This is a genomic window from Pedobacter sp. PACM 27299 (genome assembly GCF_001412655.1).
Taxonomy (GTDB): Bacteria; Bacteroidota; Bacteroidia; order Sphingobacteriales; family Sphingobacteriaceae; genus Pedobacter.
Window position 1 is genome coordinate 5,985,101 of record NZ_CP012996.1, and the last position, 26,446, is coordinate 6,011,546.

23 protein-coding genes are annotated in these 26,446 nt (G+C 41.8%); 9 read left to right on the forward strand and 14 right to left on the reverse strand.

All coding sequences use genetic code 11. The annotated features are described in order from the left end of the window. Positions 1–2: 2 nt before the first annotated feature. The 4 genes from AQ505_RS25220 to AQ505_RS25235 all read left to right on the forward strand — a co-directional run bounded on the left by AQ505_RS25220 (position 3) and on the right by AQ505_RS25235 (position 3,891). A complete protein-coding gene (locus tag AQ505_RS25220; protein WP_062550710.1) occupies positions 3–1,307 on the forward strand; it encodes an ABC1 kinase family protein in 1,305 nt (434 codons plus the stop codon). After that, positions 1,304–2,749 (forward strand): SDR family oxidoreductase, encoded by a 1,446-nt coding sequence (locus AQ505_RS25225; RefSeq protein ID WP_062550711.1) that lies wholly within the window; start codon positions 1,304–1,306, stop codon positions 2,747–2,749. The genes AQ505_RS25220 and AQ505_RS25225 overlap by 4 nt, the downstream gene beginning before the upstream one ends. 271 nt (positions 2,750–3,020) lie before the next feature. Further along, complete coding sequence (locus AQ505_RS25230; protein ID WP_062551216.1) at positions 3,021–3,413, forward strand: response regulator transcription factor; 393 nt, start codon at positions 3,021–3,023, stop codon at positions 3,411–3,413. Between the two features lie 7 nt (positions 3,414–3,420). Then, the gene (locus tag AQ505_RS25235) at positions 3,421–3,891 is read left to right on the forward strand and encodes a nuclear transport factor 2 family protein (protein ID WP_062550712.1); all 471 of its coding nucleotides are present in this window, start codon (positions 3,421–3,423) and stop codon (positions 3,889–3,891) included. Here AQ505_RS25235 and hisS read toward each other — a convergent pair. The 3 genes from hisS to pdhA all read right to left on the reverse strand — a co-directional run bounded on the left by hisS (position 3,888) and on the right by pdhA (position 8,024). Then, on the reverse strand, positions 3,888–5,273 hold the full coding sequence (gene hisS, locus AQ505_RS25240; RefSeq protein ID WP_062550713.1) for a histidine--tRNA ligase: 1,386 nt from the start codon (positions 5,271–5,273) through the stop codon (positions 3,888–3,890). The two genes, AQ505_RS25235 and hisS, sit on opposite strands and share 4 nt — an antisense overlap. A 75-nt stretch (positions 5,274–5,348) precedes the next feature. Next, complete coding sequence (locus AQ505_RS25245; protein WP_062550714.1) at positions 5,349–6,998, reverse strand: pyruvate dehydrogenase complex dihydrolipoamide acetyltransferase; 1,650 nt, start codon at positions 6,996–6,998, stop codon at positions 5,349–5,351. Between the two features lie 30 nt (positions 6,999–7,028). Continuing rightward, a complete protein-coding gene (gene pdhA, locus AQ505_RS25250; RefSeq protein ID WP_062550715.1) occupies positions 7,029–8,024 on the reverse strand; it encodes a pyruvate dehydrogenase (acetyl-transferring) E1 component subunit alpha in 996 nt (331 codons plus the stop codon). Positions 8,025–8,251: 227 nt separating this feature from the next. Between pdhA and AQ505_RS25255 the strand changes: the two genes are divergently transcribed. Next, a complete protein-coding gene (locus AQ505_RS25255; RefSeq protein WP_062550716.1) occupies positions 8,252–8,806 on the forward strand; it encodes a C40 family peptidase in 555 nt (184 codons plus the stop codon). A 76-nt stretch (positions 8,807–8,882) separates the two neighbouring features. After that, positions 8,883–9,989 carry a CapA family protein gene (locus AQ505_RS25260; protein ID WP_062551217.1) on the forward strand — a complete coding sequence of 369 codons (1,107 nt, stop codon included), beginning with the start codon at positions 8,883–8,885 and terminating at the stop codon, positions 9,987–9,989. On the opposite strand, the gene AQ505_RS25265 is transcribed toward AQ505_RS25260, so the two are convergent. After that, on the reverse strand, positions 9,990–10,175 hold the full coding sequence (locus tag AQ505_RS25265) for a hypothetical protein (protein WP_062550717.1): 186 nt from the start codon (positions 10,173–10,175) through the stop codon (positions 9,990–9,992). Positions 10,176–10,279: 104 nt separating this feature from the next. Between AQ505_RS25265 and AQ505_RS25270 the strand changes: the two genes are divergently transcribed. Further along, complete coding sequence (locus tag AQ505_RS25270; RefSeq protein ID WP_062550718.1) at positions 10,280–11,218, forward strand: SPFH domain-containing protein; 939 nt, start codon at positions 10,280–10,282, stop codon at positions 11,216–11,218. Between the two features lie 69 nt (positions 11,219–11,287). On the opposite strand, the gene AQ505_RS25275 is transcribed toward AQ505_RS25270, so the two are convergent. The 4 genes from AQ505_RS25275 to AQ505_RS25290 form a co-directional block, all read right to left on the reverse strand. Next, positions 11,288–13,453 carry a carboxy terminal-processing peptidase gene (locus tag AQ505_RS25275; RefSeq protein ID WP_335337982.1) on the reverse strand — a complete coding sequence of 722 codons (2,166 nt, stop codon included), beginning with the start codon at positions 13,451–13,453 and terminating at the stop codon, positions 11,288–11,290. A gap of 164 nt (positions 13,454–13,617) precedes the next feature. Next, positions 13,618–14,298, reverse strand: a complete 681-nt coding sequence (locus AQ505_RS25280) for a tetratricopeptide repeat protein (RefSeq protein WP_062550719.1) — start codon at positions 14,296–14,298, stop codon at positions 13,618–13,620. A gap of 20 nt (positions 14,299–14,318) precedes the next feature. Then, complete coding sequence (locus tag AQ505_RS25285; protein ID WP_062550720.1) at positions 14,319–15,161, reverse strand: isoaspartyl peptidase/L-asparaginase; 843 nt, start codon at positions 15,159–15,161, stop codon at positions 14,319–14,321. A 27-nt stretch (positions 15,162–15,188) separates the two neighbouring features. Beyond that, a complete protein-coding gene (locus AQ505_RS25290; RefSeq protein ID WP_062550721.1) occupies positions 15,189–16,064 on the reverse strand; it encodes a cyanophycinase in 876 nt (291 codons plus the stop codon). A 270-nt stretch (positions 16,065–16,334) separates the two neighbouring features. Here AQ505_RS25290 and cphA point away from each other — a divergent pair, with 270 nt between their 5' ends. Continuing rightward, on the forward strand, positions 16,335–18,950 hold the full coding sequence (gene cphA, locus AQ505_RS25295; RefSeq protein ID WP_062550722.1) for a cyanophycin synthetase: 2,616 nt from the start codon (positions 16,335–16,337) through the stop codon (positions 18,948–18,950). 234 nt (positions 18,951–19,184) lie between these two features. On the opposite strand, the gene AQ505_RS25300 is transcribed toward cphA, so the two are convergent. From AQ505_RS25300 to fumC, 5 genes are read right to left on the reverse strand one after another with little or no spacing between them, the layout of a single operon-like run. Further along, entirely contained in the window at positions 19,185–19,745 is a 561-nt protein-coding gene (locus tag AQ505_RS25300; RefSeq protein WP_062550723.1) for a DUF1543 domain-containing protein, read from the reverse strand. 14 nt (positions 19,746–19,759) lie between these two features. Then, positions 19,760–20,206 (reverse strand): low molecular weight protein-tyrosine-phosphatase, encoded by a 447-nt coding sequence (locus AQ505_RS25305; protein WP_062550724.1) that lies wholly within the window; start codon positions 20,204–20,206, stop codon positions 19,760–19,762. Between the two features lie 5 nt (positions 20,207–20,211). Beyond that, positions 20,212–21,018, reverse strand: a complete 807-nt coding sequence (locus AQ505_RS25310) for a S1/P1 nuclease (RefSeq protein ID WP_062550725.1) — start codon at positions 21,016–21,018, stop codon at positions 20,212–20,214. Positions 21,019–21,034: 16 nt separating this feature from the next. After that, the gene (locus tag AQ505_RS25315) at positions 21,035–21,529 is read right to left on the reverse strand and encodes a hypothetical protein (protein ID WP_062550726.1); all 495 of its coding nucleotides are present in this window, start codon (positions 21,527–21,529) and stop codon (positions 21,035–21,037) included. Between the two features lie 19 nt (positions 21,530–21,548). Then, a complete protein-coding gene (fumC, locus tag AQ505_RS25320; protein WP_062550727.1) occupies positions 21,549–22,946 on the reverse strand; it encodes a class II fumarate hydratase in 1,398 nt (465 codons plus the stop codon). 175 nt (positions 22,947–23,121) lie between these two features. Here fumC and AQ505_RS25325 point away from each other — a divergent pair, with 175 nt between their 5' ends. Further along, entirely contained in the window at positions 23,122–24,339 is a 1,218-nt protein-coding gene (locus tag AQ505_RS25325; protein WP_062550728.1) for a serine hydrolase domain-containing protein, read from the forward strand. On the opposite strand, the gene recG is transcribed toward AQ505_RS25325, so the two are convergent. Continuing rightward, complete coding sequence (gene recG, locus AQ505_RS25330; RefSeq protein WP_062550729.1) at positions 24,340–26,445, reverse strand: ATP-dependent DNA helicase RecG; 2,106 nt, start codon at positions 26,443–26,445, stop codon at positions 24,340–24,342. Position 26,446: the final 1 nt, after the last annotated feature.

Genomic DNA, 26,446 nt, shown 5'->3' on the forward strand with positions numbered 1-26,446 from the left:
TCATGAAAGAACAAGAGCGTATTCCGGTAACAAAGGGACAGAGATCAGCGAAGTTTGTAAAAACAGGAATCCAGATTGGCGGCAATTACATCAAGCATTATTCTAAGAAATTGTTTAACCCGGAGCTGAGCAGGGATGAGCTGAATGAAGACAATGCTACGGATATTTATAAGTCGCTGAGCGAGCTGAAAGGGAGTGCTTTAAAAGTTGCCCAGATGTTGAGCATGGATAAGAATATCCTGCCAAAATCCTATGTAGACAAGTTTACACAGTCGCAGTACAATGCTCCTCCCCTTTCCGGGCCCCTCATTGTCAGAACTTTCAGCAAATCTTTCGGAAAAACACCGGAGCAGATTTATGACAGGTTCAACCTGCATTCCAGCAATGCAGCTTCAATCGGTCAAGTGCATCAGGCAGAACTGAATGGGAAAACTTTAGCGGTTAAAATCCAATATCCTGGCGTTGGTGACAGCATCTCTTCCGACCTGAAATTGGTAAAGCCTTTTGCTTTTCGCCTGCTTGGAATGAATGAAAAGGAACTCAATATTTACATTAAAGAAGTAGAAGAACGACTGCTCGAAGAAACTGATTATGAGCTGGAAGTACGCCGATCTATTGAATTTTCCGAAGCCTGCAGTCATTTAAAAAATATCGTATTCCCAAAATATTATCCGGAACTTTCCAAAAAACGGATCATCACAATGGACTGGATTGAGGGCTTACACCTGAAAGAATTTTTGAACACCAATCCTTCACAGGAACTGAGGAATAAGATCGGTCAGGCGCTATGGGATTTCTATAATTTCCAGCAGCATGAGCTGAGGGCGGTACACGCAGATCCGCACCCAGGCAATTTTATGATTACGCCTGAGGAGAAATTGGGTGTCATAGATTTTGGCTGTATCAAAGAAATGCCGGATGATTTTTACTATCCTTTCTTCTCGCTAATCTCCACAGATGTGATTAAAGACAAGGCGAAAACTATTGCCGCATTCCGTCAGCTGGAAATGATTCATCCTGAGGATACAGATAGCCAGGTTGAGTTTTATTATAAGGCGTACCGGGAAATGATCGAATTATTTGCCAGACCATATACCAGTAAATCCTTCGATTTCAGTAAACCTGAATTCTTTGAACAACTGTATAAATATGCGGAAAAAGTAGCGACTATGCCTGAATTTAAACAGGCCAGAGGCGTGAAGCACTTCATTTATGTGAACCGCACCAATTTTGGCTTATACACCATCTTGCAGGAACTAAAAGCAGTGGTGAATACAGATACTTTTCAACCACATACCTTAAAATGAAAATCCTGCTGACCGGTGCTAATGGTTATATCGGCACCCGATTGCTGCCTGTTCTCCTAGCAGCCGGGCATGAAGTAGTCTGTATGGTGCGCGACAAAAGGCGTTTTGCGGAGGCTTCGGACTTTTGTGATCAGGTGCAAATCATCACCGGAGACCTATTAAAGCCTGAAACACTAGTTGAAATCCCTGCAGATATTCATGCCGCTTATTACCTGGTTCATTCTATGTCGGCCAGTGAACATGGCTTCTCAGAGCTGGAAACAGCCTCTGCACAAAATTTTACAGCCGCACTGAAACCCAGTCAATGCCAGCAATTGATTTACCTGACTGGTATTGTGAATGACCCCGGCTTATCCGAGCATTTAAGCTCCAGACTAGCCGTGGAAGACGTATTAAAACAATCTGGAATTCCTTTAACTATTTTAAGAGCGGCCATCATTATTGGTTCCGGAAGTGCCTCATTTGAAATCATCCGGGATCTGACGGAAAAATTACCCGTCATGGTAGCGCCAAAATGGATCAAAACGAAGTGTCAGCCGATTGGAATCCGTGATGTTCTCCGTTATTTAAGCGGTGTATTGTCAAATGAGAAAGCCATGCAGCAAACTTTTGACATTGGAGGTCCGGACATTCTGAGCTATAAAGAGATGATGCTGCAATATGCGGAGGTCAGGCATTTAAAGCGTTTCATCCTTACATTACCACTGCTTACCCCACGTTTATCGTCATTATGGTTAAACATGGTGACCTCCGTTCCTTATGCTTTAGCCAGAAGTCTGGTGGACAGCATGAAAAATGAGGTGGTTTGTAAAGAGAATTACATCAGCAGTGTTGTTCCTGGTATTTGTCTGTCGTATCGTAAAAATCTGGCGCTTGCTTTTGAAAAAATTGAACAAAATTCTATTGTTTCCAGTTGGAAAGATGCACTGAACCGGGGTTATCTGGACACCAGTTTCATGGATCAGGTCAAAGTTCCTCAAAATGGAACACTGGAATATAAAGTCAAGATGCCTTTTGAAAGAGATCCTCAGGAGGTTTTTGAGAATATATGGAGCATTGGCGGAAACAGAGGCTGGTATTATGCGAACTGGTTATGGAATTTAAGGGGATTTTTGGATAAACTGATGGGCGGTGTAGGCACACGCAGGGGCAGGACCAGCAATGCTTCCATACATGCAGGCGATGTAGTAGATTTCTGGCGGGTGCTGCTGGCCGACCAGCAAAATAAACGATTGTTATTATTTGCGGAAATGAAAGTCCCTGGAGAAGCCTGGCTGGAGTTTAAAGTCATTGAATTTCATGGTCAGTACTTTCTCTCACAGATTGCCACTTTCAGGCCTTCGGGATTATGGGGACGGATATACTGGTATGCCATGTTTCCATTTCACATCTTCCTGTTCAATGGAATGGCCAGACGAATCACCCAATTTAAAGCGCAATAAAAAAGGTACAATCGCCACAATCGTACCTCTTTTAAAAACCTAAAACTTAATACTAAGACAGTCAAAAACTCAAAAGGTTTCATGATATAATATATTTTTTTTCCTGAAGGTCTTTCCTCTTATTTACCATCTTAATCCGGGTCTATACCCCTAGGCTCTAAGATTTCACATTTATCAAAAAAATACTTGATTTTGTTGATTTAAAACAATCAATGTGTGAACAAATCAAACCTGAATAAATATATTTGTATTACATCCAACCCCCTTGATTTTGGCAAAAAGCTCTAAAATTTACAAAAACATACTCGTCGTTGAGGACAATCACGCCATACTTGATGTCATCACGCTGATCTTACAAAGCGAGGCGTATAAGGTAACCGGTCTCAATAAAAGCATCAATATGATGACGCATATTGAAAAATCCAGACCGGATCTTGTCATTATGGATATTATGCTGCCTGACGGAGACGGCAGAGAGTTATTAACTCAGCTCAGGTCTAATGCCAACACCGCCGAAATTCCCGTATTAATGATCTCCGCAAGATATACTGAAGCCAATATCCAGCATGGTGCTTTTAAGCCAAATGGATTTCTGGCCAAACCATTTGACATTGACGATTTACTAGATAGAATTGAGGGCATCCTCGCAGGAAAAGTATATTAATCAACTTATGAACGCCAATCAGGAACTCATCACCAAATTTTATACGGCCTTTAAAAATAAGGATGTTGCCGGAATGCAGGACTGTTATAGTGACCAGGCCACTTTCAGCGACCCCGTATTTACCGATCTGAATGCAGCACAGGTCCGCGCCATGTGGGCAATGCTGATCAAAAGCGGAAAAGATATGCATGTAGAATTTAGCGCGGTGAAAGCGACCGAAAATGGCGCGACAGCACATTGGGATGCTCATTATACTTTTTCGGCAACGGGAAGAAAAGTGTGGAATCAGATTGATGCGCAGTTCCTCATTGAAGATGGTAAAATCGTACAGCACCGGGATCATTTTGACTTCTATACCTGGTCGAAGCAATCGCTGGGACTTACCGGAAAGTTACTGGGCTGGACTTCCTTTCTAAGGAATAAGGTAAAAAAGCAGGCCAGCGATAAACTGGCCGCTTATATGTCCAAAAACTATTAATTTTTTATTTTCTCCATAATGTCATTCAGGGAAAGTTTTTCCTGAACGCCGCTGTGCATGTCTTTTAGCGTTAAAAGGCCACTTTCCAGCTCATCACTACCAATTAAAATCACGTAGGGAATCTTTTTATCATCCGCATAGCTCATTTGTTTTTTCAGCTTCGCAGCAGTAGGATATAGTTCTGCAGCGATATCGGCATTTCTCAACTGCTGTACGATAGGCAAGGCATATAATTCTGCCGCTTCATCAAAGTTACTAATCAGGACCTTCGTTCCTGCCGCAGCAGATGCAGGGAAAAGATTCAGTTCCAGTAATACGTCATAGATGCGGTCTGCACCGAAAGAAATTCCAACCCCGGTTAAACCTTTCAGGCCAAACATACCGGTCAGATCGTCATAACGACCACCACCACCAATACTGCCCATTGCCGCTTCATTTGTTTTCACTTCAAAGATACAACCGGTATAGTAGTTTAAACCGCGTGCTAAGGTAATGTCCAGCTCTACATCAGGTCGAAGATCCGGCGTGGTCTGCAGCAATCCTTGCAGGTATTTGAATACCGTTTCGATCTCTGCAATCCCGTCCATTCCCCTTGCTGAACCTGCCAATACTTTACGTAAACTTTGCAGTTTCTCTTCATTGCTGCCTTGCAGTAGAATGACTGGCTTCAATTTCTCCAGGTCTTCTTCTGTAAATCCGCGTTCTAACAGCTCTTTACTTACGCCATCCAGTCCGATTTTATCCAGCTTATCAATCGCTACCGTCATGTCGATAATCAACTCCGGTTTACCAATGATTTCTGCTATTCCAGTAAGGATTTTGCGGTTATTTAATTTAATCGTGAAATCTTTAAGACCAAGGTTACTCAATGCTTCCTGGTAGATCAGGATAAATTCTGCCTCATTTAACAGGCTGTCTGAACCTACCACATCTACATCGCACTGATAGAACTCTCTGTAGCGACCTTTCTGCGGTCGGTCAGCTCTCCATACCGGCTGCACCTGAAAGCGCTTAAAAGGCAGGGAAATATCGTTCTGGTGCATGACTACGTAACGTGCAAAAGGCACTGTTAAATCATACCTCAATGCTTTTTCAGAAATCGAGGAAGTCAGGGCATTTGAGTTGGCTGCTGCCAGCAGTTCTGGTTTCGCTTTAGAAAGGAAATCACCACTGTTTAAGATCTTAAAGATCAGTTTATCGCCCTCATCTCCATATTTACCTGTCAAAGTACTCAGGTTTTCCATCGTTGGGGTTTGTATTTCGGCATAGCCATACTTTTTAAATACCGTCTTTATGGTATCAAAAATATGATTGCGTTTGACCATTTCCTGGGGTGAAAAATCACGGGTTCCTTTAACTAGAGAAGGTTTAATATTCGACATAGCGACAAAAGTACAAAAAGTAACAGGCATAAAAAAAGCTGCCGAAGCAGCTTTTTAGATTATTTAGGATATTAGTTATACCAATAGTCTTACTGGTTCTTCTAATAATGCTTTTAATGTTTGTAAGAAAGCAGATCCAGTTGCGCCATCCACTACGCGGTGATCGCAGCTTAAAGTAACTTTCATTACGTTTCCTGGAACTACAGCACCATTTTTCACTACAGGAACCTGAGAGATTCCGCCGATCGCAAGAATACAAGCGTCAGGTGGGTTAATGATGGCAGTAAATTCGTCTATTCCGAACATTCCTAAGTTAGAAATGGTGAAAGTAGAACCTTCCCAATCCGATGGCTGTAATTTTTTAGCTTTAGCACGCTGTGCGAAGTCTTTCACTTCCGCAGAGATGTGCGACAATGATTTGCCATCTGCAAAACGAACTACAGGAACTAATAAACCGTCTTCAACAGCTACAGCTACACCAATGTTTACATGCTCATTGTAACGAATTTTATCACCTAACCAAGAAGAGTTCACATTAGGGTGTTGTTTTAAAGCAATCGCAACTGCTTTTAACACCATGTCATTGAAAGAGATTTTTACCGGTGCATATTCATTGATTTTGGTACGTGCAGCAATTGCACCGTCCATATCAATAGACATCGTTAAATAGAAATGAGGTGCAGTAAACAAGCTTTCAGATAAACGCTTAGCGATTACTTTACGCATTTGAGTCACTGGTTTCTCTGTATATTTCTCTTCACCAATAAACTGAGGAATGCTGACCGAAGCTGATTTCTCAGCTGGGGCTGCACTTGCTGTTGCTGCCTGAGGAGCCGCTGCTGCTGCAGGTTTAAAGTTTTCGATGTCTTTTTTGATGATACGTCCGCCATCAGCACTACCTGCAACTTTAGCAAGGTCAATACCTTTGTCTTTCGCAATTCTCTTTGCTAATGGAGATGCTTTTACGCGATCAGAACCTTCAGCAGGGGCTGCTGTAGTTTCTGCTGCCGGAGCAGCTTCCGCTACTGGAGCATCAGCCTTTTTATCAGCGGCTGGTTTTGCAGGTGCATCACCTTGCTTAAGGAACTCGCTGATGTCAGTTCCTTCCGGGCCAACAATCGCCATAATGCCATTCACTTTCGCGGCAGCACCTTTTTCCACACCGATATGTAATAATGTTCCGTCTGCGTAACCCATTACTTCCATAGTTGCCTTATCGGTTTCTACATCAGCAAGGATGTCATCATTCTTCACTTTATCACCAACTTTTTTATGCCATTCAGCGATTACGCCTTCAGTCATTGTATCACTTAGCAAAGGCATTCTGATAACCGTTACACCGATCTTTTCAAGATCAGCATCAGTAATTCCAGCTGCTGCTGCTTCTTTTTTATCTTCAACCGGAGCTGCTGTTTCCGCAGGCGCCGCTTCAGCTTTAGGGGCCGCAGCACCTTCTTCTGCCGCTAATGCCGCTTTATAGTCTTCTCCTTCTTTACCTATTACAGCGATAACTGCATCTACCGGAACGGATTGACCTTCTTCTACACCAATGTATAAAACGGTACCATCCCAATAAGATTCAAGATCCATGGTTGCCTTATCGGTTTCCACTTCGGCCATTACATCGCCACTTTTAACTTTATCGCCAACTTTCTTATGCCACTTAGCCATCACACCTTCGGTCATGGTATCGCTCATTTTGGGCATTTTAACTACTTCAGCCATTCTATATTATTAAATGAAATGCGTTCTAAATTAATCTTGTACGTATGGATAATCAGTTTGTACGTAAACATCCGTATACAATTCTGATGCTTCCGGCCATGGAGATTCTTCCGCAAATTTAACAGAATCATCAACGATTTGTTTCACTTTTGCTTCGATCTCTTCGATCCATGCTTGATCAGCATATTTTTCCTGAAGGATAGTTTCTCTTACCTGCTCAATTGGATCTTTCGATTTGTAAGCTTCCAATTCGTCTTTAGAACGATATTTAGCTGGGTCAGACATGGAGTGACCACGGTAGCGATAAGTTCTGATTTCAAGGAAAGTTGGTCCGTCACCATTTCTGGCACGCTGAGCCGCTTCATCCATTGCAGTGTGCACTGCTACAGGATCCATTCCGTCTACAGGAGCACATGGCATATCAAAACCTAAACCTATTTTATATATATCAGTCATGTTTGTAGTACGTTCTACAGAAGTACCCATGGCATAACCATTATTCTCACAAACAAAGATAACTGGCAACTTCCACAGCATCGCCATATTAAAAGCTTCGTGTAAAGCGCCCTGACGAACCGCTCCATCACCCATGTAACAAACGTTTACATTTTTCGTGCCTTTATATTTCTCCGCAAAAGCGATACCTGCGCCCAATGGAACCTGCCCACCAACGATACCGTGTCCACCATAAAAGTTATGCTCTTTGCTAAATATGTGCATAGAACCACCTTTACCTTTTGAACATCCTGTTGCTTTACCGTACATCTCAGCCATAATGCTGTTTGCACTCACACCTTTTGCAAGGGCATGTGCATGATCGCGGTATGCGGTGATCATAGAATCTTCTGGTCTTAACGCTGAAATAGCTCCTGCTACGACAGCTTCCTGACCAATGTATAGATGACAAAAACCACGGATTTTTTGTTGTCCGTATAGTTGACCTGTTTTTTCTTCGAACTTGCGCATCAGCAACATCGACTCAAACCACTTCAGATAGGTATCTTTATTAATTTCTACTGCACTCATTTTTGGGTATTGGTTTTTATTTACAAGAGCAAATCTACTTTTTTATTGCAACATATAGAAGAAATACCTGTAAAATGAACACTAAGGTTACACAAAATGTGGATAACTTTTATTTTTAAACCGTTTACATTTGGATAACATTTGTAAAATACATAGTTTTGGCACCGGACAATAAGCCCCAGTGGTGTACGTTTAAGTGTAAGTGTCTATTACCCAAACTTAAGAGTATGATAAAAAAATTTTTGTTTTCTACCCTAATTGTCGCGTGCAGCCTCTCAGCCGTCCATGCACAGACAAAATCAAAAGAAACCAACAAATTAGAAGACCCTGATAATTTAGCTTCCCAATATTTTTCTCAGGTAATGGGTGTTGCGGTAGATGCAACTTCTAACATCAAACTTTACAAATTCATTTACGAATGGATTGGCACTCCTTACCGATTCGGTGGAAATACCAAAAGAGGGATTGATTGTTCCGCTTTTACAAAAGCGATTTACGATAAAGTTTTCAACACTACGATACTCCGCAATTCACGTGACATCTTCAGCATGGTAGATCCATTGCCAAAAGACGAGCTAAAAGAAGGAGATTTGGTGTTCTTCAAGATCAAAAGCCGCAGCATTACACATATCGGGATCTATCTTGGCGATAACCGCTTCGCTCATGCCTCTTCCAGTCGTGGAGTAGTCATCAGCAATTTAAACGAACCCTATTATTCAAGGTATTTTTATAAGGGTGGCAGAATTCTGGACCCAGTGAAAAATGACCTGATGGAGGAATAATCCTTCACAAACAAAAGACATTGAGTCCTCCTATTTTACTGGGAGGACTTTTTTTATGAAAAAATACCGCCTACTCATGAAATCATTAAATGCGCTCGCCTTATGCTTCTTATCTGCCTTATTGCTATTCAGCTGTGAAGGAAATCGCGCGAGTGTACCTACTGCTCCGCTTGTTCAAACAGACTCTATCCAAAAAAAAACAATAAAAGATACCATTAATATTACCGCAGTTGGCGATATCATGTTAGGCTCTGCCTATCCTAGTAAAGCAAATCTTCCTGCAGATGATGCCCTGAATAGTTTCCAGGCAGTGACCTCCTATTTAAAAGGAGACCTGGTTTTTGGCAATTTGGAAGGCTGTTTCCTGAACAATGGTAAATCTACCAAGTGTAAAGATACCTCAGGTAATAGTTGCTTTGCGTTCAGAATGCCAGAGCGATATGCTGGAATTATTAAAGATGCCGGATTTAATGTCATGAGCATTGCCAACAACCATGTAGGTGATTTTGGCAGCACAGGAAGGAAACGTACGATGGCGATACTGGATTCTTTGCAAATCAACTATGCAGGTTTACAGTCGAAACCTTTCCAGATTTTTGAAATAGACAGTGTAAAATACGCGATCTGTGCCTTTGCTCCTAATGAAAATACTGTTTCTATCAATAACCTTCCTGCAGCAAAAGAACTCATATCCCGCCTAAAACAGCAAGTAGATATCGTGGTCGTTTCTTTCCATGGTGGAGGTGAAGGTGCAAAATTTGAGCATGTTCCGAAGAAAAATGAAATCTTTTACCAGGAAAACCGGGGCAACGTCTACGAATTTGCCCATGGTGTAATTGATGCGGGTGCTGACATTGTATTAGGCCATGGCCCCCATGTCACGAGAGCTGTAGAATTGTATAAAGATAAATTTATCGCTTATAGCCTTGGCAACTTCTGTACTTACGGAATGTTCAGTCTGAAAGGTCCAAACGGCATTGCACCTCTCCTGCAGATCAAATTAAATGGCAAAGGTGATTTTATTGCTGCTGAAGTAATTTCGGTAAAGCAGGATAAAATCAACGGCCTACGACTGGACGATCAGGACGCTGCATTTCAAAAAATAAAAAATCTAACTGATACTGATTTCCCAGGACACCAGTTAGACTTCTCTGAAAAGGGCAAGATCAGTCGTAAAAACTAATTAGGATTCGTCCTTTGTATTTTTTATTAAGCCAATACCGGATACAAAGAAGATCAGCCCAATGACTCCGGCTACGATCAGTTCTCTGCTTTGCAAGCTATGCTTCACAAATCCATAACCGGCATAAATAAGGCCCACAATACCTAATACGGTCAATATTGTTCCGAAAGTGCGTTTTACATTCATAATATCTGTGTATTTTATACTGAGCAGGCAAAATCTATGCCTCAACTCAGAAAAGAAGATTTCTTCGTACCTTGAAGCCAATATATTCACCAAAACGCTTCAATATGATTTATACGTACGTTATAGTGGTTCTTGCACTAGTGATTCTGATGAGTTCTTTTGTGACGGTCAAACAAGGAACTATTGCTGTAGTTACCATTTTTGGAAAATACAGAAGGTTATTAAGACCGGGCTTAAGTTTAAAAATTCCATTATTTGAAAACATTCATTCCCGGATCTCGATACAGAACCGTTCAGTGGAACTCTCTTTTCAAGCGGTTACTCAAGATCAGGCCAATGTGTACTTTAAGGCGATGCTGCTGTACTCTGTCCTGAACCACGATGAGGAGACCATCAAGAATGTAGCTTTTAAGTTTGTGGATGCCACGAACCTGATGCAAGCACTGATCAGAACCATTGAAGGATCAATCAGGGCTTATGTAGCTACCCAGCGTCAAGCCAATGTATTGGCACAGCGAAATGAGATCGTAGACCATGTAAAACACCAGATCGATCAGGTATTGGAAACCTGGGGTTACCATTTACAGGATCTTCAGCTAAATGACATCACCTTCGACGAGGAAATTATGCGTTCGATGAGTAGAGTTGTAGCTTCAAACAATTTAAAGGCCGCAGCTGAAAATGAAGGTCAGGCACTATTGATTACTAAAACCAAAGGTGCAGAAGCAGATGGTAATGCCATTAAAATTGCCGCAGCGGCAGAAAGAGAAGCTGCTCAGTTACGTGGACAAGGGATCGCTTTATTCCGCGCTGAAGTAGCGCACGGGATGACCAAAGCGGCTCAGGAAATGGAAGAAGCTAACCTCGATATTTCTGTCATCTTATTTACCATGTGGACAGAATCCATCAAGCATTTTGCAGAAAACAGTGAGGGCAATGTAGTCTTTCTGGATGGTTCTACAGAAGGGATGAACAAGACCATGAAGGAAATGATGGCCATGCAAATTCAGAAAAGAGTAGATGATAAAAAGGATAATCTTTAAAAACACCTGATATAAAAAGAGGAGGATGTCTTGCGGCATCCTCCTCTTTTTATGATTATATATTGCCCTTTAGTTAATACCAGTACCTCTGTTTACCAGCTCTGATTTCTTAGGATCAGTCAGCTTAATCATATCGGCCATGATCTGTAAACTTTCATCTTCGATAAAGTCAACGTTTTCTTCTTTCTTCACCTTATCTCCTTTTTTAACCGGAGGCAGGCCTTTTGAAGCTCTTAATTTGTTGATTCTATCCAGAGATTTAGCTTCGAGACTATCACGTTCTGCTTTAAGTTTGACTTCATTTAAAGTGATAGAAATTTCCCCGTCACGTTTTTTCATGTCTGCAATATCTTGCTCCAGCGTTTTATAATCCAGTGATTTCGCCATTCTTTCTTCATGACGTTTAACCAGTTCCGGTTTCAATGGACTCAGGTCAGCTACGGCTTTAAAGTTAGATTTAGGCACTTCATCCCAAGGCAAAGCTGATGGCTCGGTATCTTCTCCAATTTTATTCATTGGGTAAAGAGAAGGGAACTGAATATCCGGCATTACACCTTTATGCTGCGTACTGCTGCCATTCACACGGTAAAACTTAGCCATAGTTAAGTTGATTTGTCCCAATTGAATTGGAGAACCATCTTTAGTGGTGGTCGCGGTCACTTTAGCATCTTTATTTACCAATGCTGCGATTCTTTGCAGTAAAGAAGGATTTACCAGCCTGTTTAAGTCGATCGAAGACTGCACAGTTCCTTTACCATAAGTTTGCGTACCCATGATCACTCCTCTTCCATAATCCTGGATTGCACCAGCAAAAATTTCCGAAGCAGATGCACTCAAACGATCTACCATTACTCCTAGTGGGCCATCCCAGGCTACACCAGGATTGGTATCTTCATTTACTTCAATTTCATTTTTTGTGTTTCTCACTTGTACTACCGGGCCTTTATCAATAAACAGACCGGTTAAGTCGATCGCTTCTACTAATGAACCACCACCATTGGCACGTAAGTCCATCACAATCGCATCCACTTTATCTTTATTTTTCAGTGTATCAATCAATAGTCTCACATCACGTGTGGTACTTTTGTAGTTCGGATCACCCGCATTGGCAGCTTTAAAGTCTGCATAGAAAGCAGGAACTCTAATGATTCCAATTTTATAAGGTTTACCATCCGACTGGATTGTTTTCACTGTTTTCTTAGCCGACTGGTCTTCCATCACAATACGCTCTCTCATTAATTCAATAATGACAGGTTTAGAGGAAAGCTCACGTCCGGCAGGAATGATTTTCAGTCTTACTTTAGTGCCTTTAGGGCCTTTAATTTTAGACACTGAATTGTCGATTCTCCAACCAATGATGTCTTCAAACTCTCCATTACCTTGCGCTACACCAACGATACGATCGCCAGCACTTAGCAATTTACTTTTGAAAGCAGGACCTCCAGGGATTACTTCATCAATTTTAAGGATATCATTTTCCAATTTCAGTCTCGCACCGATGCCCTCGAAAGAGCGGGCCATATCCTCATTGAACTGCTGTGCATTTGCCGGATTAAAATAATTCGTGTGCGGATCGATAGTTTCTGTGAAAGCATCCATGATCAGTTGAAACACATCCTGATTGTTCACCTTATTGGTCTGAGACTTTAGGTTTTCATATCTTTTAGTCAGGGTTTCTATGTTTTTCGCTGGCGGTGTACCTGCAATTTTCAAGTTCACCAGGTCGTATTTCACCTTTTTCTTCCAGATGTCCTGTAAACCTGCTTGTGTAGATTCCCAAGGCATCTTTTCGCGGTCAAACACATAAGTATCATTCTCATCGAAGTCATATTTACCTTTTACCTGAGTTAGCGTATAGTTCAGCCACTCATTGTATCTTTTCAAATAAACGTTAAAGATGTAAAAAGGTGCACTTAGGTCACCGTTTCTGAAATCATCATCTAAAGCATACCTGAATTGCTCAAAATCCTTAATGTCGGATGCCAGGAAATAATATCTATATGGATCCAGGTCCTTGATATATTTATCAAGAATCAAAGAAGAAATAGAATCATTCAGCTTTATTTTTTTGTAATTATAATTCTCTATCAGGCCCACAACCTCTCTAACTACCAATGCCTGGCGTTCGTCGGGCACGATATTACTTACGCCCTTCACTAATTGTTGTGGTTTAGGGGAAGCTTGGCATGCCAATACAGCAGCAGTAAAGATGACCAGTAATGTTCTTTTTAACATTTCTTTGAATAATTTAAAATCCATTTTATAATCCACAACTAATATGATACCAATATCACGAATAAACAGAAAAGAGACAGTATTATTACCGTCTCTTTTCTGTAAACTTATCAAAAGTAATTAAAATACTTATACAAAAACCTATATTTTTTAGGTTTGAGCACTTACTTCTTAGCGACTAATTTTGAGGGGATTAGCGCTCTGGTTTCCTTAATACGGGTTTTTAGTTGCGCATTATTTACCGTTTTTAACAGCAGTTCTGCCCTATTCAGATCCTTTAAGGCAAGGTTATATTCTTTTTTCTTTATTTTCACCTGAGCGATCCCGATCACCGACTCGACATAAGCGCTATTGTTATTGAGCTGTTTGGCGATGATCCCCTGCTGGGTATAAAACCAGAGTGCTTGTGTCAATTTATTGGCTGCAAAATAAATCCTGCCCAGTTGATAATAAGATTCCATCTGACCGGCTTTACTGCCAATTCTGGAATAATTTTTTAACGCCACATTCAGGATCACCTGCTCTGCTTCCGTGTAATGGTTCATCAGCAAATGAACATTACCAAGTTTCATCAATGCTTCTCCGTAGCGAACAAACAATTTGGAGGAATTGAACTCGAATGCTGCTTTAGCGTATAAATTCAGGGCATCATTCAGGTCACCTCTTCTTTCATTCTTCATCGCCTCCGCAAAATAGGTATTGCCATCTGCCTCTTCCATACTGGAGGTGACAATATTAATGGCTCCGCTCGTAACTGGTGGTTCTTGAGGAATAAAAGTATTGGTTTGTGTCATTGCCTTTCCTGAAAAGAATAGGAAAAGAATGACTAAACAAAGTTTGTTCATCTTGTAAAGATATAACAAATTTAGTTAAACACCTGTAAACTACCGTCAAATGCCGCCCATACCATATAGGCATGAGAGTCGGTATGGTATACTTCTCCAGAGGCAGTAATGCCGATTACTCCGGCAAAACCATCAACAGTTTTCAATTCTTCAAAGGATTTATCACAAGCATGTTTTAACGTAAAGCCGTCAGTTACACGGGTCACGATTTTTGCGGCCAGTGCTGCACTGACAATATCTTCTCCAACGCCGGTACAAGAAATCCCTGCATGGTCATTGGCAAAATTTCCTGCTACGGTAGCCGAATCACTCACGCGGCAAGGGATTTCAAATCCTTTTCCTCCTGTGGAAGTCGCTGCTGCCAGATTTCCATCGACATCTAAAGCCACACAGCCAACCGTTCCTAACCTGGAAGATTGTGCGAGTTTCTGCTCATATTCCTGCTGTCTTTGTGGAATGATTGGATTGAAAAAGCCAAATCCTTGCTCGGTTGCAAAGTTCAATGCGCCTTCCCCACTCAATACACGATCGTCGTAAGCCAATAGCTTTTCAGAAACCTGTATTGGATTTTTAATATTTTGAATGTTGATCACCCCACTGAATTTCAGGCTTTTGCCATCCATTAAAGAGGCACTCAACCGCAGTTGTCCGTCGCTTTGAATCTGTGAGCCCAGGCCGGCATTAAAAAGCGGGTTGTCCTCTAATAAGCTCACTGCATAAACCACCGTTTCTAATGCGGTATGTGTGTTTAAATAAGCGTATGATTGGCTAACGATTGCCGAAAGGGCTTCCTGTTTTGCTATTTTCGTTTCCTGATTGGTTCCAGACTCACTGAAAAAGCCACCATGAATAATAATTTTCATCCTAATAATTTGGGCTGTGAATTAATCTTAATCTACGGGAATCACCTTGGGATGATGAATGGTCAGTTTATGTTCATGGAGGTCATAAATATCACCATCACACATTACATGAACCGTCATATTGCTGATAGAAACCGGTTGTCCCATTTCCACATCAGTCAGATTGGTATCGGTCATATTTCTACCATCTACCAGAATGACCATGCCGGATCCAATGGCTTCCATGATATTTCCACCGGAAATAAACAGCCCTGTATCTTCTCCTAAGCCAATTCCCAGGATGCCTGGGCTACTTGCTGTTGCATATAATAACCTGCCAATCCTTCCTCTCTGCACAAAATGAGTATCTACAATCACCCCATCAATAAAACCAAGTCCGCCAGTAATTTTAACCTCGCCTTTCAGCAAGGCATCTTTACTGCTGCCCTGATAAATCATGTTTTTTGAGCTCGCCGCAGCACCTGCAGAGGTTCCGGCAATCACTACCGGCTCGTCCTGATACTTGTCCAGCAAAATCTGATGGATGGCCGTGCCGCCAAAAATAGAAGACAAACGCAATTGATCACCACCGGTAAAAACAATGACATCAGCAGCTTTGATCCTCGCACAGTTCTCTTCTGAATTGGCTTGCTCTCTGCTAGTGATGTTTAAAACACCTACATCCTGAACATCCAATTGTGCAAAAGCTTTGATGTATTCTTCTCCTACCCGCTCTGGAATTAAAGAGGCAGTAGTCATGATTTCAAAACGAGATGCAGTGCCTTTTATAGATTCCGTCGTGATTTTCTTCAGAATTCCTCTTTCAAAGAAATTCATATTCTGGGGCAATCCAAAAGTTGTCTCTGTGAAACTTCCCGTGTTGATTGCACCCCCTATTATTATTAGCTTACCCTTCGGAGTCATTATAAATCTTTTCGTTCCTAAATTTCAAATATATAGGGTAATGCTCAATATCAATGAATTATTTATCAATATTAATACCTTATCAACATTTCGATTTAGCACAATAATCCGTCCGTTATTGAATGTAAAATATATTACCAAGATTTAACTGGGTTCATCGCAATATTTTCGGAAAAAAACCTAACTTTAATCACTCCGTTCGACCTTATCCAAGAAACTGATAACTTCCCCGTAATATGGTCACTACCAACACAAAATAACAAATCTAGAATGAAAATATTAGGCATACAGGTGCTCCGCGGACCAAATATATGGTCTATCAAAAGAAAAAAATTAATTCAAATGCGACTGGACCTGGAGGAAATGGAACAGTATCCTACCAATTTGATTGACGGATTTGGAGAAAGAATCGAAAAATTAATCCCTACATTATATACACATCGCTGTTCCAAAGGCGAACCCGGAGGCTTACTCATGAGGATCGAAGAAGGAACCTGGATGGGCCATGTGATTGAACATATTGCCTTAGAAATCCAGACACTTGCTGGGATGGATACAGGATTTGGCAGAACACGCCAGACTAAAACTGAGGGTATTTACAATGTTGTTTTCAGCTATTTAGAAGAAAAAGCTGGTCTTTACGCTGCAGAATCGGCCGTAAGAATCGCGGAAGCATTAATTGCAGGCACAGACTACGACCTGGAACACGACATCCAAAAGATGCGCGAACTGAGGGAACTGGAACGTTTAGGCCCAAGTACAGGTTCTATCGTTGACGAAGCCATTTCAAGAGACATTCCATGGATCAGGTTAAATAAAAGCTCATTGGTGCAATTGGGTTACGGAAAAAATCAAGTCCGTTTCCGCGCTACCATGACCGAAAGAACAAACTCTATTGCAGTAGATATCGCCTGTAATAAGGATGAGACCAAGCGTTTACTTCAGGATTCAGCAATTCCCGTTGCAAAAGGGGTAACGATCTGGAATCCGGAAGAACTGGAAGATGCCATCAAAAATGTAGGCTACCCATTGGTATTCAAACCATTGGACGGAAACCATGGAAAAGGTGCTACGATTAACGTAAAGACTGATGAAGCTGCCAAAGCTGCTTTTGAATATGCACAGCAATATTCGAAGAAGGTCATTATTGAGAAGTTCATCACCGGTTATGATTTCAGAATTCTGGTGATCGACCATCAAATGGTCGCCGCAGCATTACGCGTTCCTGCACATGTGACTGGAAACGGTCAGCTGAGTATCCAGGAGCTCATCGACAAAGAAAATCTTGATCCAAGAAGAGGATACGGGCATGAAAATGTACTAACCGAAATCAGTGTAGACAGGGACACCCTGGACTTACTGGCTAAAAAAGAATATACACTGGATACCGTTCCTCCGCAAGGAGAAATCGTGTACCTGAAATCTACTGCCAACCTGAGTACAGGTGGAACTTCAATAGACGTAACAGACCTGGTTCACCCTCAAAATGTATTCATCTCTGAACGCATTTCCAGAGTAATCGGGCTGGACATCTGCGGCATTGATATCATGGCGGAAAATTTAACACAGCCACTTACAGAAAATGGAGGTGTAGTACTCGAAGTCAACGCAGCGCCAGGATTCAGAATGCACCTTGCCCCAAGCGAAGGCTTACCAAGGAATGTTGCTGCTCCAGTGATTGACATGTTATACCCTCCTGGAAAATCTACCAGAATCCCAATTATTGCGGTGACCGGCACCAATGGTAAGACAACCACTACCAGGCTAATCGCGCATATTGTGAAAAGTAATGGTACCAGAGTAGGTTTCACCACCTCTGACGGAATCTATGTACAAAATACGATGCTAATGAAAGGTGACACCACCGGACCTGTCAGCGCAGAGTTTATCCTAAGAGATCCTACCGTAGAATTTGCAGTACTGGAAACGGCAAGAGGAGGTATTCTTAGAGCAGGTCTGGGTTTCAACCACTGCGATATCGGGGTCATTACGAATATTCAGGAAGACCATCTTGGCATTTCCGACATTCATACGCTGGACGACCTGGCAAGAGTGAAATCTGTGATTATCGGATCTGTGAAGAGAAGTGGCTGGGGTGTGTTAAATGCAGACAATAAGTACTGCATTAAGATTGCCAATGCTGCAGATTGTAACATCGCCTATTTCAGTATGGACGAGAAAAACCCGGTCATAGTAGAACACTGTAAAGCTGGAGGTATTGCTGCTATTTATGAAAATGGATACATTACTGTAAAAAAAGGAGACTGGAAAATCAGGGTAGAAAAAGTAACTCATGTGCCTTTAACATTTGGTGGCAGTGTTGAATTTATGATCCAGAATGTCCTTGCGGCAACGCTTGCGACCTTCCTTTGCGGTTATAAAATTGAAGACATCAGGATGTCTTTGGAGACTTTCATTCCTTCTGCTGCACAAACACCGGGTAGGATGAATACTTTCAAATTTAAGGAGTTTAAAATCATGGTCGATTTTGCACACAATCCGGACGGTTTTAACGGGATCAAGTCTTACTTGAAAACGGTAGACGCGACAGAGCATATCGGCGTAATTTCTGCCACAGGCGATAGAAGAGATTCAGACAATTTAGAAATTGCCAGGATTTCGGCGCAGATGTTTGATAAGATCATTATATGTCAGGAGAAATACCTTCGTGGCAGACCTCCTCAGGAACTGATCGATTTATTGATCACTGGGATCCGTGAGGTGAAACCGGATATGGACATCATCATCAATAACAATGGGGATGACTGCTTGAAATATATTATGGCCACTGCGCGTTCCGGCTCGTTCTTCACGATTTTAAGTGACACGATTGACGATGCGATTGTAAAAGTAACAGATTACCTCGATAAAGAATTTGGGGTTTAAATAACGGTTCTGCCCATTTGGGATGGTGCAGAACAACAAAATGGGAGTTCTCTTTTCAGCCTCGAATCTTTGCGGAAACGCAAATATTCACAGGTCTTCAAAGAAAACTCCCGTTTTTTATGCAACTCAATTAGCTGCTGATTACTAAACTTTTATAGTTGCTTTAGATACATCCTCAGGTATTACAATTTTTAGTAGCTGTGCTCCCTTAGATTTTATACTTTCCTCAAATATTTAAAGTCTGCTCAGCTTAAAGTAGCCCAAATGGATTTCATCCTCTGGCAAACCTTCTTTCAAAGTAATTTTCAGTTCGTAATTGCTTTTTATCGATTCATGCAATACATCGGCCACCTCAAAAGCATCATCTACATCTACACCGTACTTATCATCAATATGAGAACTTGCGCCCTCAAAGCCGGCATGTTTGTAAAATGCAGTTTGTTTGGCTTGCTGTATGGCGCTTGCCATATCAGGAGCAACAATGAGCAGCTTATAGTGAGGCTCATCAAACTCATTCCGTTTATAGCCACCAAGGTTCATGAAAAACAATTTGTGCTCCTGTGCTTCTTTTAAAGTACCAGCGGGCACTACTTCTATTTGATAGCTATCAACAGCTGTTACTTCACGCCAGGCGTCTACATGGATTTTTTCTCCTGCTTCGGGCCAGCAATCAAGAATTTCTTGTTTCAGATCTTTTAAGGCCGATGCGACAGAGAACAGCATGTCATGCTGTTCAATCCGACGTGGCGGCGGTGTGCAGCCTAGCATCAGCATAAACAGTTTTGGTGATTCCATAGGAGGCAATAAGATTAGGATTGGGCTTTTATTTCTTCCAGAATTTGTTTGCAGCGTGCTTCGATTTGCAAAAATACCGGTTCAAACAATTTATCATCAAAATAAGGGTCTGCAACTTCCAGGTTTTCTGGTAAGAAAAGCATGACTTTTTCACGGTGATGCGCTTCATCTGCGAGCCTCAAGACATCTTTTTCGTTCTGCTGATCCATCACCAGAATTTTGTCGAATGCTTCAAAGTGATCCGCATTAAAGTGTCTGGCTCTTTGTTTGGAGATGTCATAGCCATGCTTTTTTGCGATAGCAATACTTCTTTTATCGGCAGGCTCGTTGATATGCCAGTCGCCGGTACCAGCAGAAGCAATCTGCCAATCCAAACCTTCTGCTTCCACCAAATGGCGCATCACGCCTTCCGCAAGCGGGGAACGGCAGATATTGCCCAGGCAAACCATTAGAATTTTCATATCTCTTAACTATAAATTTCGTTCAGAATGTTGGCTAAGCAAATCCCACCTTTTAGCAATTGTGCATCCAGGAGGCCTGCAAAGTCATAATTATATTTGTAACTCAGCTTCGCTTCAGGTTTTGTTTCTGCATAAATTCTATTGCAGGCTTCATAAGAACCATAAACATAGTCTTTTAAAGAATTGCTTTTCCAAGCGTTCAGCTGCTCTTTTGTTGGGTGGTTAATTGCATCGGCATATTCTGTATAGCTCAATTGCTGGTAACCGATTAAGGCTTCATCCCAAACCCTGTGCAGGTTAGATTTTTCACCAAACCAGGTTACATATACTTTATTGCCGCCAAGATCTTCCTTACGCGCGGTGTGCATCGGTTGATTTAAATCACCTACCATGTGAACCAGCATACGCATCGCTAGTACTTTTTGATCTGCAGTACTGGCCTGGTTTTTCAGGATGGCTACCATTTCCAGTGTTTTGTTGTACACATTGGCATCATGGTCTGTATCCAGGAAATTAAATACTCCTTGTTTGTCCAATCCACCAGGAAGGTTTACAAAATGCCAGTTGTACAAATAATTGTAAGCGGTATCAGATTTAATAAAATCGCCCCAGTTACTCGCCATGGCCAGGCTTTCTGTACCCAATACACCTCTTACGCCTTTAAGGGCTTTTTTAGTCAGGTGACTTTCAGCCACTTGCCCAACAATACGGTGACCAAGCATTCCCCATGCATTTGCATTTAAAGGTAGATATGCCATAACTGCTACGGTTAGGGCAACTTTCAATGATCTTTTGATCGATTTTGTGTTCATTAGAATTAATATTTACTTATAACGATTTGGGTTCGCAGACGATCTTTTCTTTCAAGACCAGGTTACATTCCCTTTGATCACTGGCATTCACCAGCGACAATTTATTAGGTTCAAAAGACTTGACAAAGAAGCTCCTCACATATCTGCCGATTTGATAGCAACCGGTTACTTTTTGTTTATAATTGGCCTTTGTATAGGTACCTTCCAGAATCAGGCTGTCGTTGCGAACCTCATAAACTCCTTTGGCATATTCCTTCCAGACGCCATTATTAAAACAAGAATCAGCATAGTAGTTCACTTTGGAGTAAGTTGTCAAATCTACATAGAACGAGTCGCAGGTAAATTTGAACTTATGCTGGGTATAATTCAGCAATTGCTCCTTGTGAGGTATACTATCCTGATTCCAAACACCCTGCAAAAAAGCCTCACCTTTCCCTTGTACATTGGGCAGTCTGCTGCAAGCGGCAAACAGACTTGAAACCAGTAAAAGGGATAATATCAATCTCCACATATCCGGGTATTTTTATAAATTATTTTAAACTGCCAACCATATCTTCAGGACGTACCCACTCGTCGAATTGCTCGCCGGTTAGTAAACCCAATTCAATTGCTGCAGCGCGTAGAGTTTTGTTTTCTTTATGTGCTTTTTTAGCGATTTTAGCTGCATTTTCATAACCTACATGAGGGTTTAAAGCAGTAACCAGCATCAGAGAGTTCTCTAAATGTTTTTTAATCTCTGGCAAGTTTGGTAAAATACCTTCCGCACATTTGTCATTGAATGACACACAGGCATCACCAATTAAACGTCCGGATTGTAATACGTTAGCTGCAATTACCGGCTTGAACACATTCAGTTCAAAATGACCGTTGCTGCCACCGATACCAACGGTTACATCATTACCCATGACCTGTGCACAAACCATAGTCAATGCTTCTGGCTGTGTAGGGTTTACTTTTCCTGGCATGATAGAAGATCCTGGCTCATTGTCTGGAATGATGATCTCACCAATACCACAACGTGGGCCTGAGCTCAGCATTCTGATGTCATTACCAATTTTCATTAAAGCTACAGCGGTACGTTTGTAAGCTGCCGACAATTCTACCATAGCATCATGTGCTGCCAAAGCTTCAAATTTATTCGGAGCAGTTACAAAAGGAAGTCCGGTCAGGTCTGCAATTTTAGCAGCGACCAACACATCATAACCTTTAGGCGTATTCAATCCTGTACCTACAGCAGTACCACCAAGCGCAAGCTCAGAGATCATCACTAAAGCATTTTTGATCGCTCTAACGCTGTTGTCAATTTGCTGTACATATCCTGAAAATTCCTGTCCCAATGTCAATGGCGTAGCATCCATAAAGTGGGTACGGCCTGTTTTTACGATGTCGCTGAATTCCGCAACTTTACCGCTCAGGGTATGACGTAATTTTTCTAATCCTGGAATGGTAATCTCTACTGCTTGTTTATAAGCCGCGATGTGCATTGCCGTTGGATAAGTATCATTTGAAGACTGTGATTTGTTCACATCATCATTAGGGTGCAAAACTTTCGTCGCATCAGCAAGTGTACCACCATTCAGCACGTGTGCACGATTGGCAATTACCTCGTTGGCGTTCATATTACTTTGCGTTCCAGAACCTGTTTGCCAGATCACTAAAGGAAACTGCTCATCTAAAGCACCTGCAATAACTTCATCACAAGCAGTAGCAATCAATGCTGCTTTTTCTGCTGTCAACACGCCTAACTCTGTATTTGCTAATGCTGCCGCTTTTTTCAAATAACCAAAAGCATGTATGATTTCCTTTGGCATCGAAGCTTCAGGGCCTATTTTAAAATTATTACGTGAACGTTCGGTTTGAGCCCCCCAATATTTATCGGCAGGTACCTGCACTTCACCCATGGTATCGTGTTCAGTTCTAAAATTCATAGTGTTTTTTTTGTGATGACAAATTTAGTTTTTTATAATTTAATGGTAGCGCTATTCTTCAAATGTATACAATTTCATAAGGTAAATAATAGGGGCTGATAATGTTTAAAACTCTTTTACGTTTAAAAGGTTAATATTCCTTAATTTTCCGGTCTTTAAAGCACCATCATTATTCATGACTTATCGTAATATTCTAGCCGTAGCTTCAGTAGCCACTTTATTATTCTTTTCCTGTTCAAATTCTAAAAAACCTGCGACACTTGCTGAGCCAAGTAAAGAGCGGACTGTGGAAGATGACAAGGCCGACAGCTTGCTATTGGTTTATAATCCTGCCAAGGGCGATAAATGGATTGCCGACTTTGTACAGAACCTACATAAAAAGTATGGGTTTAATGGCAATATGCTGGTGGCTAAAGATGGTAAGATCTTATATGAAAAGGCTATTGGATGGGCAGACTACCTGCACCGTGACAGTTTAAAAATCAACTCTGAATTCGAGCTGGCTTCCATTACCAAAACCTTTACCGGTACGGCCATTATGCAATTGATTGAGCAGGGAAAATTAAAACTGACGGATGATGTGAAGAAATTCTACCCGAACTTTCCTTATGAAGGCATCAATGTAAAATTACTGCTGACTCACCGCAGCGGTATGATGAATTACGTTTATTTTACTGATGGCATCTGGAAAGACAAAAAAAAACCAATGAGCAACAATGATGTGATGAACCTGATTGCCGAATATAAGCCCAACCGCTATACCAAACCGGACAACCGCTTTCATTACAACAACTCCAACTATATGGTATTGGCAGCCATCATCGAAAAGGTGACCGGCAAGCCGTATTCTGACTATATGATGGAGCATATTTTCAAACCTGCGGGAATGAAAAACACGCACGTATACTCTACTACTGTATATCCTAAAATCCCTGTTGATGTAGTTGGTCACGACCGCAGCTGGAGATATTCTGTGGTACAGAACTTCCTGGACGGCCCGGTTGGGGACAAAGGAATTTACAGTACAATCCATGATTTAGTATTGTACGACAAAGCCTTGAAAAATGGCAGGCTGTTAACAAAAGCAAGCTTGGACTCTGCTTATCAGGGACATAATAAAGCCATCAATGGCCACTTTAACTACGGTTATGGCTGGAGAATGTTTGATGGTGAGAATGGCAGAAAAGTAGTTTACCACACCGGATGGTGGCATGGATTCAGACACATCTATGTGCGTGATGTGCAGAAGAACATCGTAGTCATCTTCCTGGGCAACCTAACCAATGGCAGTTTAATGCATTTGGATGATTTATATAAACATCTGGGTATGCCGATTATCAGAAAAGGAGCATATTCAGGTACAGGCTCATTACCAGGCAGCGACGAAGACTAATTAAGAAATTTTATCTAAAGCAATACCTCTGCTTCTTTTAGCGAGGTATGTTTTTAAAAGACTATTTTCAGGGAGTTCCAGCTGTGGATCTCCCGCGAGAATATCCATCACTGTTGACCTTGCCTCCTGCAAAATCAATTGATCAGTTGCCAGATTGGCCAGTTTCAATTCCAGTACCCCACTTTGCTGTGTACCGGTCAGGTCTCCAGGACCACGCAGCTGCAAATCGATTTCAGAAATTTCAAAGCCATTATTCGTCTTTACCATCGTATCTAAACGCAAACGTCCGTCTGCACTCAGCTTATTGCCAGACATCAGGATACAATACGACTGCTCGGCACCTCTTCCTACCCTTCCTCGCAACTGATGGAGCTGTGACAGCCCAAAACGTTCTGCATTTTCAATGATCATGATCGAAGCATTCGGTACGTTTACCCCTACCTCAATTACCGTAGTAGCTACCATAATCTGGCTTTTACCATCTATAAACTGCTGCATCTCGAACTGCTTTTCCGCATTTTTCATCTGCCCATGGACGATACTGATCTGAAAATCCGGTCGGGGGAACTGATAACTCATTTGTTCTATTCCTGCTTCCAGATTCAGCAAATCCAGTTTCTCGCTTTCCTTGATCAATGGATATACGACATATACTTGTCGGCCTTTGGCAATCTCTTCCCGCATAAAACCGAACATACGCAAGCGCTGCCCCTCAAAAAAATGACGGGTTTCAATTGGCTTCCTGCCTACCGGCAATTCATCAATCGAGGAAACATCCAGGTCTCCATATAAAGTCATCGCCAGTGTACGCGGGATAGGCGTTGCTGTCATCACCAAAATGTGAGGAGGGATTGCATTTTTACGCCAAAGTTTAGCCCGCTGCTCCACCCCAAAACGGTGCTGTTCATCGATTACGACTAAGGCCAGATTTTTAAAAACTACTTTATCTTCGATCAGAGCATGGGTACCTACCAGGATATCAATTTCTCCGGCTTCCAGTTCCGCATGCAATTTTGTACGCTGCTTTTTGGTACTGCTCCCAGTCAGGATGCCTACTTTCGCCAGTCGGCCATCTAATAGCGAAGTGATAGATTCATAATGCTGACGTGCCAAAATCTCTGTAGGCGCCATCATACAAGCCTGGAATCCATTGTCCTTAGCCAATAACATGCTCATCAGGGCCACAACGGTCTTCCCGCTACCTACATCGCCTTGCACCAGACGGTTCATCTGAATACCACGCTGTGTGTCTGTTCTGATTTCTTTGATCACCCGCTTCTGTGCGCCGGTCAGTTCAAAAGGAAGGATTTCTTTATAAAAAGTGTGAACGCTTTCCCCAACGGAGTTAAACGGATGTCCTTTAAACTTCCATTCTCTGATTTGCTTATTGTGCAGCAGCTGTAACTGGATATAGAAAAGTTCTTCAAATTTCAACCGCCGTTCTGCGCCTTTTAAGGCTTTCACATCTCTTGGAAAATGGATGCTCAGCAGTGCTTCTTTTTTAGTCACCATCTGGTATTTATCCAGAATATAAGCCGGCAAACTCTCTTTTACTTCCGACAGGTGCTGTTCCAATACCAGCGTCTGTAATTTCTGAATCCCTTTACTATCGAGGAAGAATTTTTTAAGTTTTTCCGTGGAGTTATAAACCGGCTGTAAACGAAGGTTTCCGGTGATAGTTGCTGGCCTAGGGTAGTTTTCCAGTTCGGGATGAGAGATACTAAAACCTCCGTTAAAAGCCGTTGGTTTCCCAAAAACGATATATACTTTACCACGCTGCACGTTTTCATCAACCCATTTCAAACTTTGAAACCACACCAATTCTATCGATCCGGTTTCATCGGTTAGACGGGCTACAATCCTTTTCTTATGTTTCTCCCCAATCTGTTCCTTTCCGGTAATCCGCCCCAATACCTGCACATAAGGCAATTCGCTGTTCAGCTCATTTACCTTATAAAACCGGGTACGGTCGATGTAACGAAAAGGAAAATAATTGAGTAAATGATCGTAGGTGAAAATACGCAGCTCCTTTTGCAGGAGTTCCGCACGCTTAGGCCCTACGCCTTTCAGGTACTCGATGGTGGAATCTAAACTGGAAGCAAACAAG

Bases quoted from the DNA above. Each gene is read 5' to 3' on its own strand.
- AQ505_RS25220 (WP_062550710.1), top strand. From the start codon at position 3: ATGAAAGAACAAGAGCGTATTCCGGTAACAAAGGGACAGAGATCAGCG.
- AQ505_RS25225 (WP_062550711.1), top strand. From the start codon at position 1,304: ATGAAAATCCTGCTGACCGGTGCTAATGGTTATATCGGCACCCGATTG.
- AQ505_RS25235 (WP_062550712.1), top strand. From the start codon at position 3,421: ATGAACGCCAATCAGGAACTCATCACCAAATTTTATACGGCCTTTAAA.
- hisS (WP_062550713.1), bottom strand. From the start codon at position 5,273: ATGTCGAATATTAAACCTTCTCTAGTTAAAGGAACCCGTGATTTTTCA.
- AQ505_RS25245 (WP_062550714.1), bottom strand. From the start codon at position 6,998: ATGGCTGAAGTAGTTAAAATGCCCAAAATGAGCGATACCATGACCGAA.
- pdhA (WP_062550715.1), bottom strand. From the start codon at position 8,024: ATGAGTGCAGTAGAAATTAATAAAGATACCTATCTGAAGTGGTTTGAG.
- AQ505_RS25255 (WP_062550716.1), top strand. From the start codon at position 8,252: ATGATAAAAAAATTTTTGTTTTCTACCCTAATTGTCGCGTGCAGCCTC.
- AQ505_RS25260 (WP_062551217.1), top strand. From the start codon at position 8,883: ATGAAATCATTAAATGCGCTCGCCTTATGCTTCTTATCTGCCTTATTG.
- AQ505_RS25265 (WP_062550717.1), bottom strand. From the start codon at position 10,175: ATGAATGTAAAACGCACTTTCGGAACAATATTGACCGTATTAGGTATT.
- AQ505_RS25270 (WP_062550718.1), top strand. From the start codon at position 10,280: ATGATTTATACGTACGTTATAGTGGTTCTTGCACTAGTGATTCTGATG.
- AQ505_RS25275 (WP_335337982.1), bottom strand. From the start codon at position 13,453: ATGTTAAAAAGAACATTACTGGTCATCTTTACTGCTGCTGTATTGGCA.
- AQ505_RS25280 (WP_062550719.1), bottom strand. From the start codon at position 14,298: ATGAACAAACTTTGTTTAGTCATTCTTTTCCTATTCTTTTCAGGAAAG.
- AQ505_RS25285 (WP_062550720.1), bottom strand. From the start codon at position 15,161: ATGAAAATTATTATTCATGGTGGCTTTTTCAGTGAGTCTGGAACCAAT.
- AQ505_RS25290 (WP_062550721.1), bottom strand. From the start codon at position 16,064: ATGACTCCGAAGGGTAAGCTAATAATAATAGGGGGTGCAATCAACACG.
- cphA (WP_062550722.1), top strand. From the start codon at position 16,335: ATGAAAATATTAGGCATACAGGTGCTCCGCGGACCAAATATATGGTCT.
- AQ505_RS25300 (WP_062550723.1), bottom strand. From the start codon at position 19,745: ATGGAATCACCAAAACTGTTTATGCTGATGCTAGGCTGCACACCGCCG.
- AQ505_RS25305 (WP_062550724.1), bottom strand. From the start codon at position 20,206: ATGAAAATTCTAATGGTTTGCCTGGGCAATATCTGCCGTTCCCCGCTT.
- AQ505_RS25310 (WP_062550725.1), bottom strand. From the start codon at position 21,018: ATGAACACAAAATCGATCAAAAGATCATTGAAAGTTGCCCTAACCGTA.
- AQ505_RS25315 (WP_062550726.1), bottom strand. From the start codon at position 21,529: ATGTGGAGATTGATATTATCCCTTTTACTGGTTTCAAGTCTGTTTGCC.
- fumC (WP_062550727.1), bottom strand. From the start codon at position 22,946: ATGAATTTTAGAACTGAACACGATACCATGGGTGAAGTGCAGGTACCT.
- AQ505_RS25325 (WP_062550728.1), top strand. From the start codon at position 23,122: ATGACTTATCGTAATATTCTAGCCGTAGCTTCAGTAGCCACTTTATTA.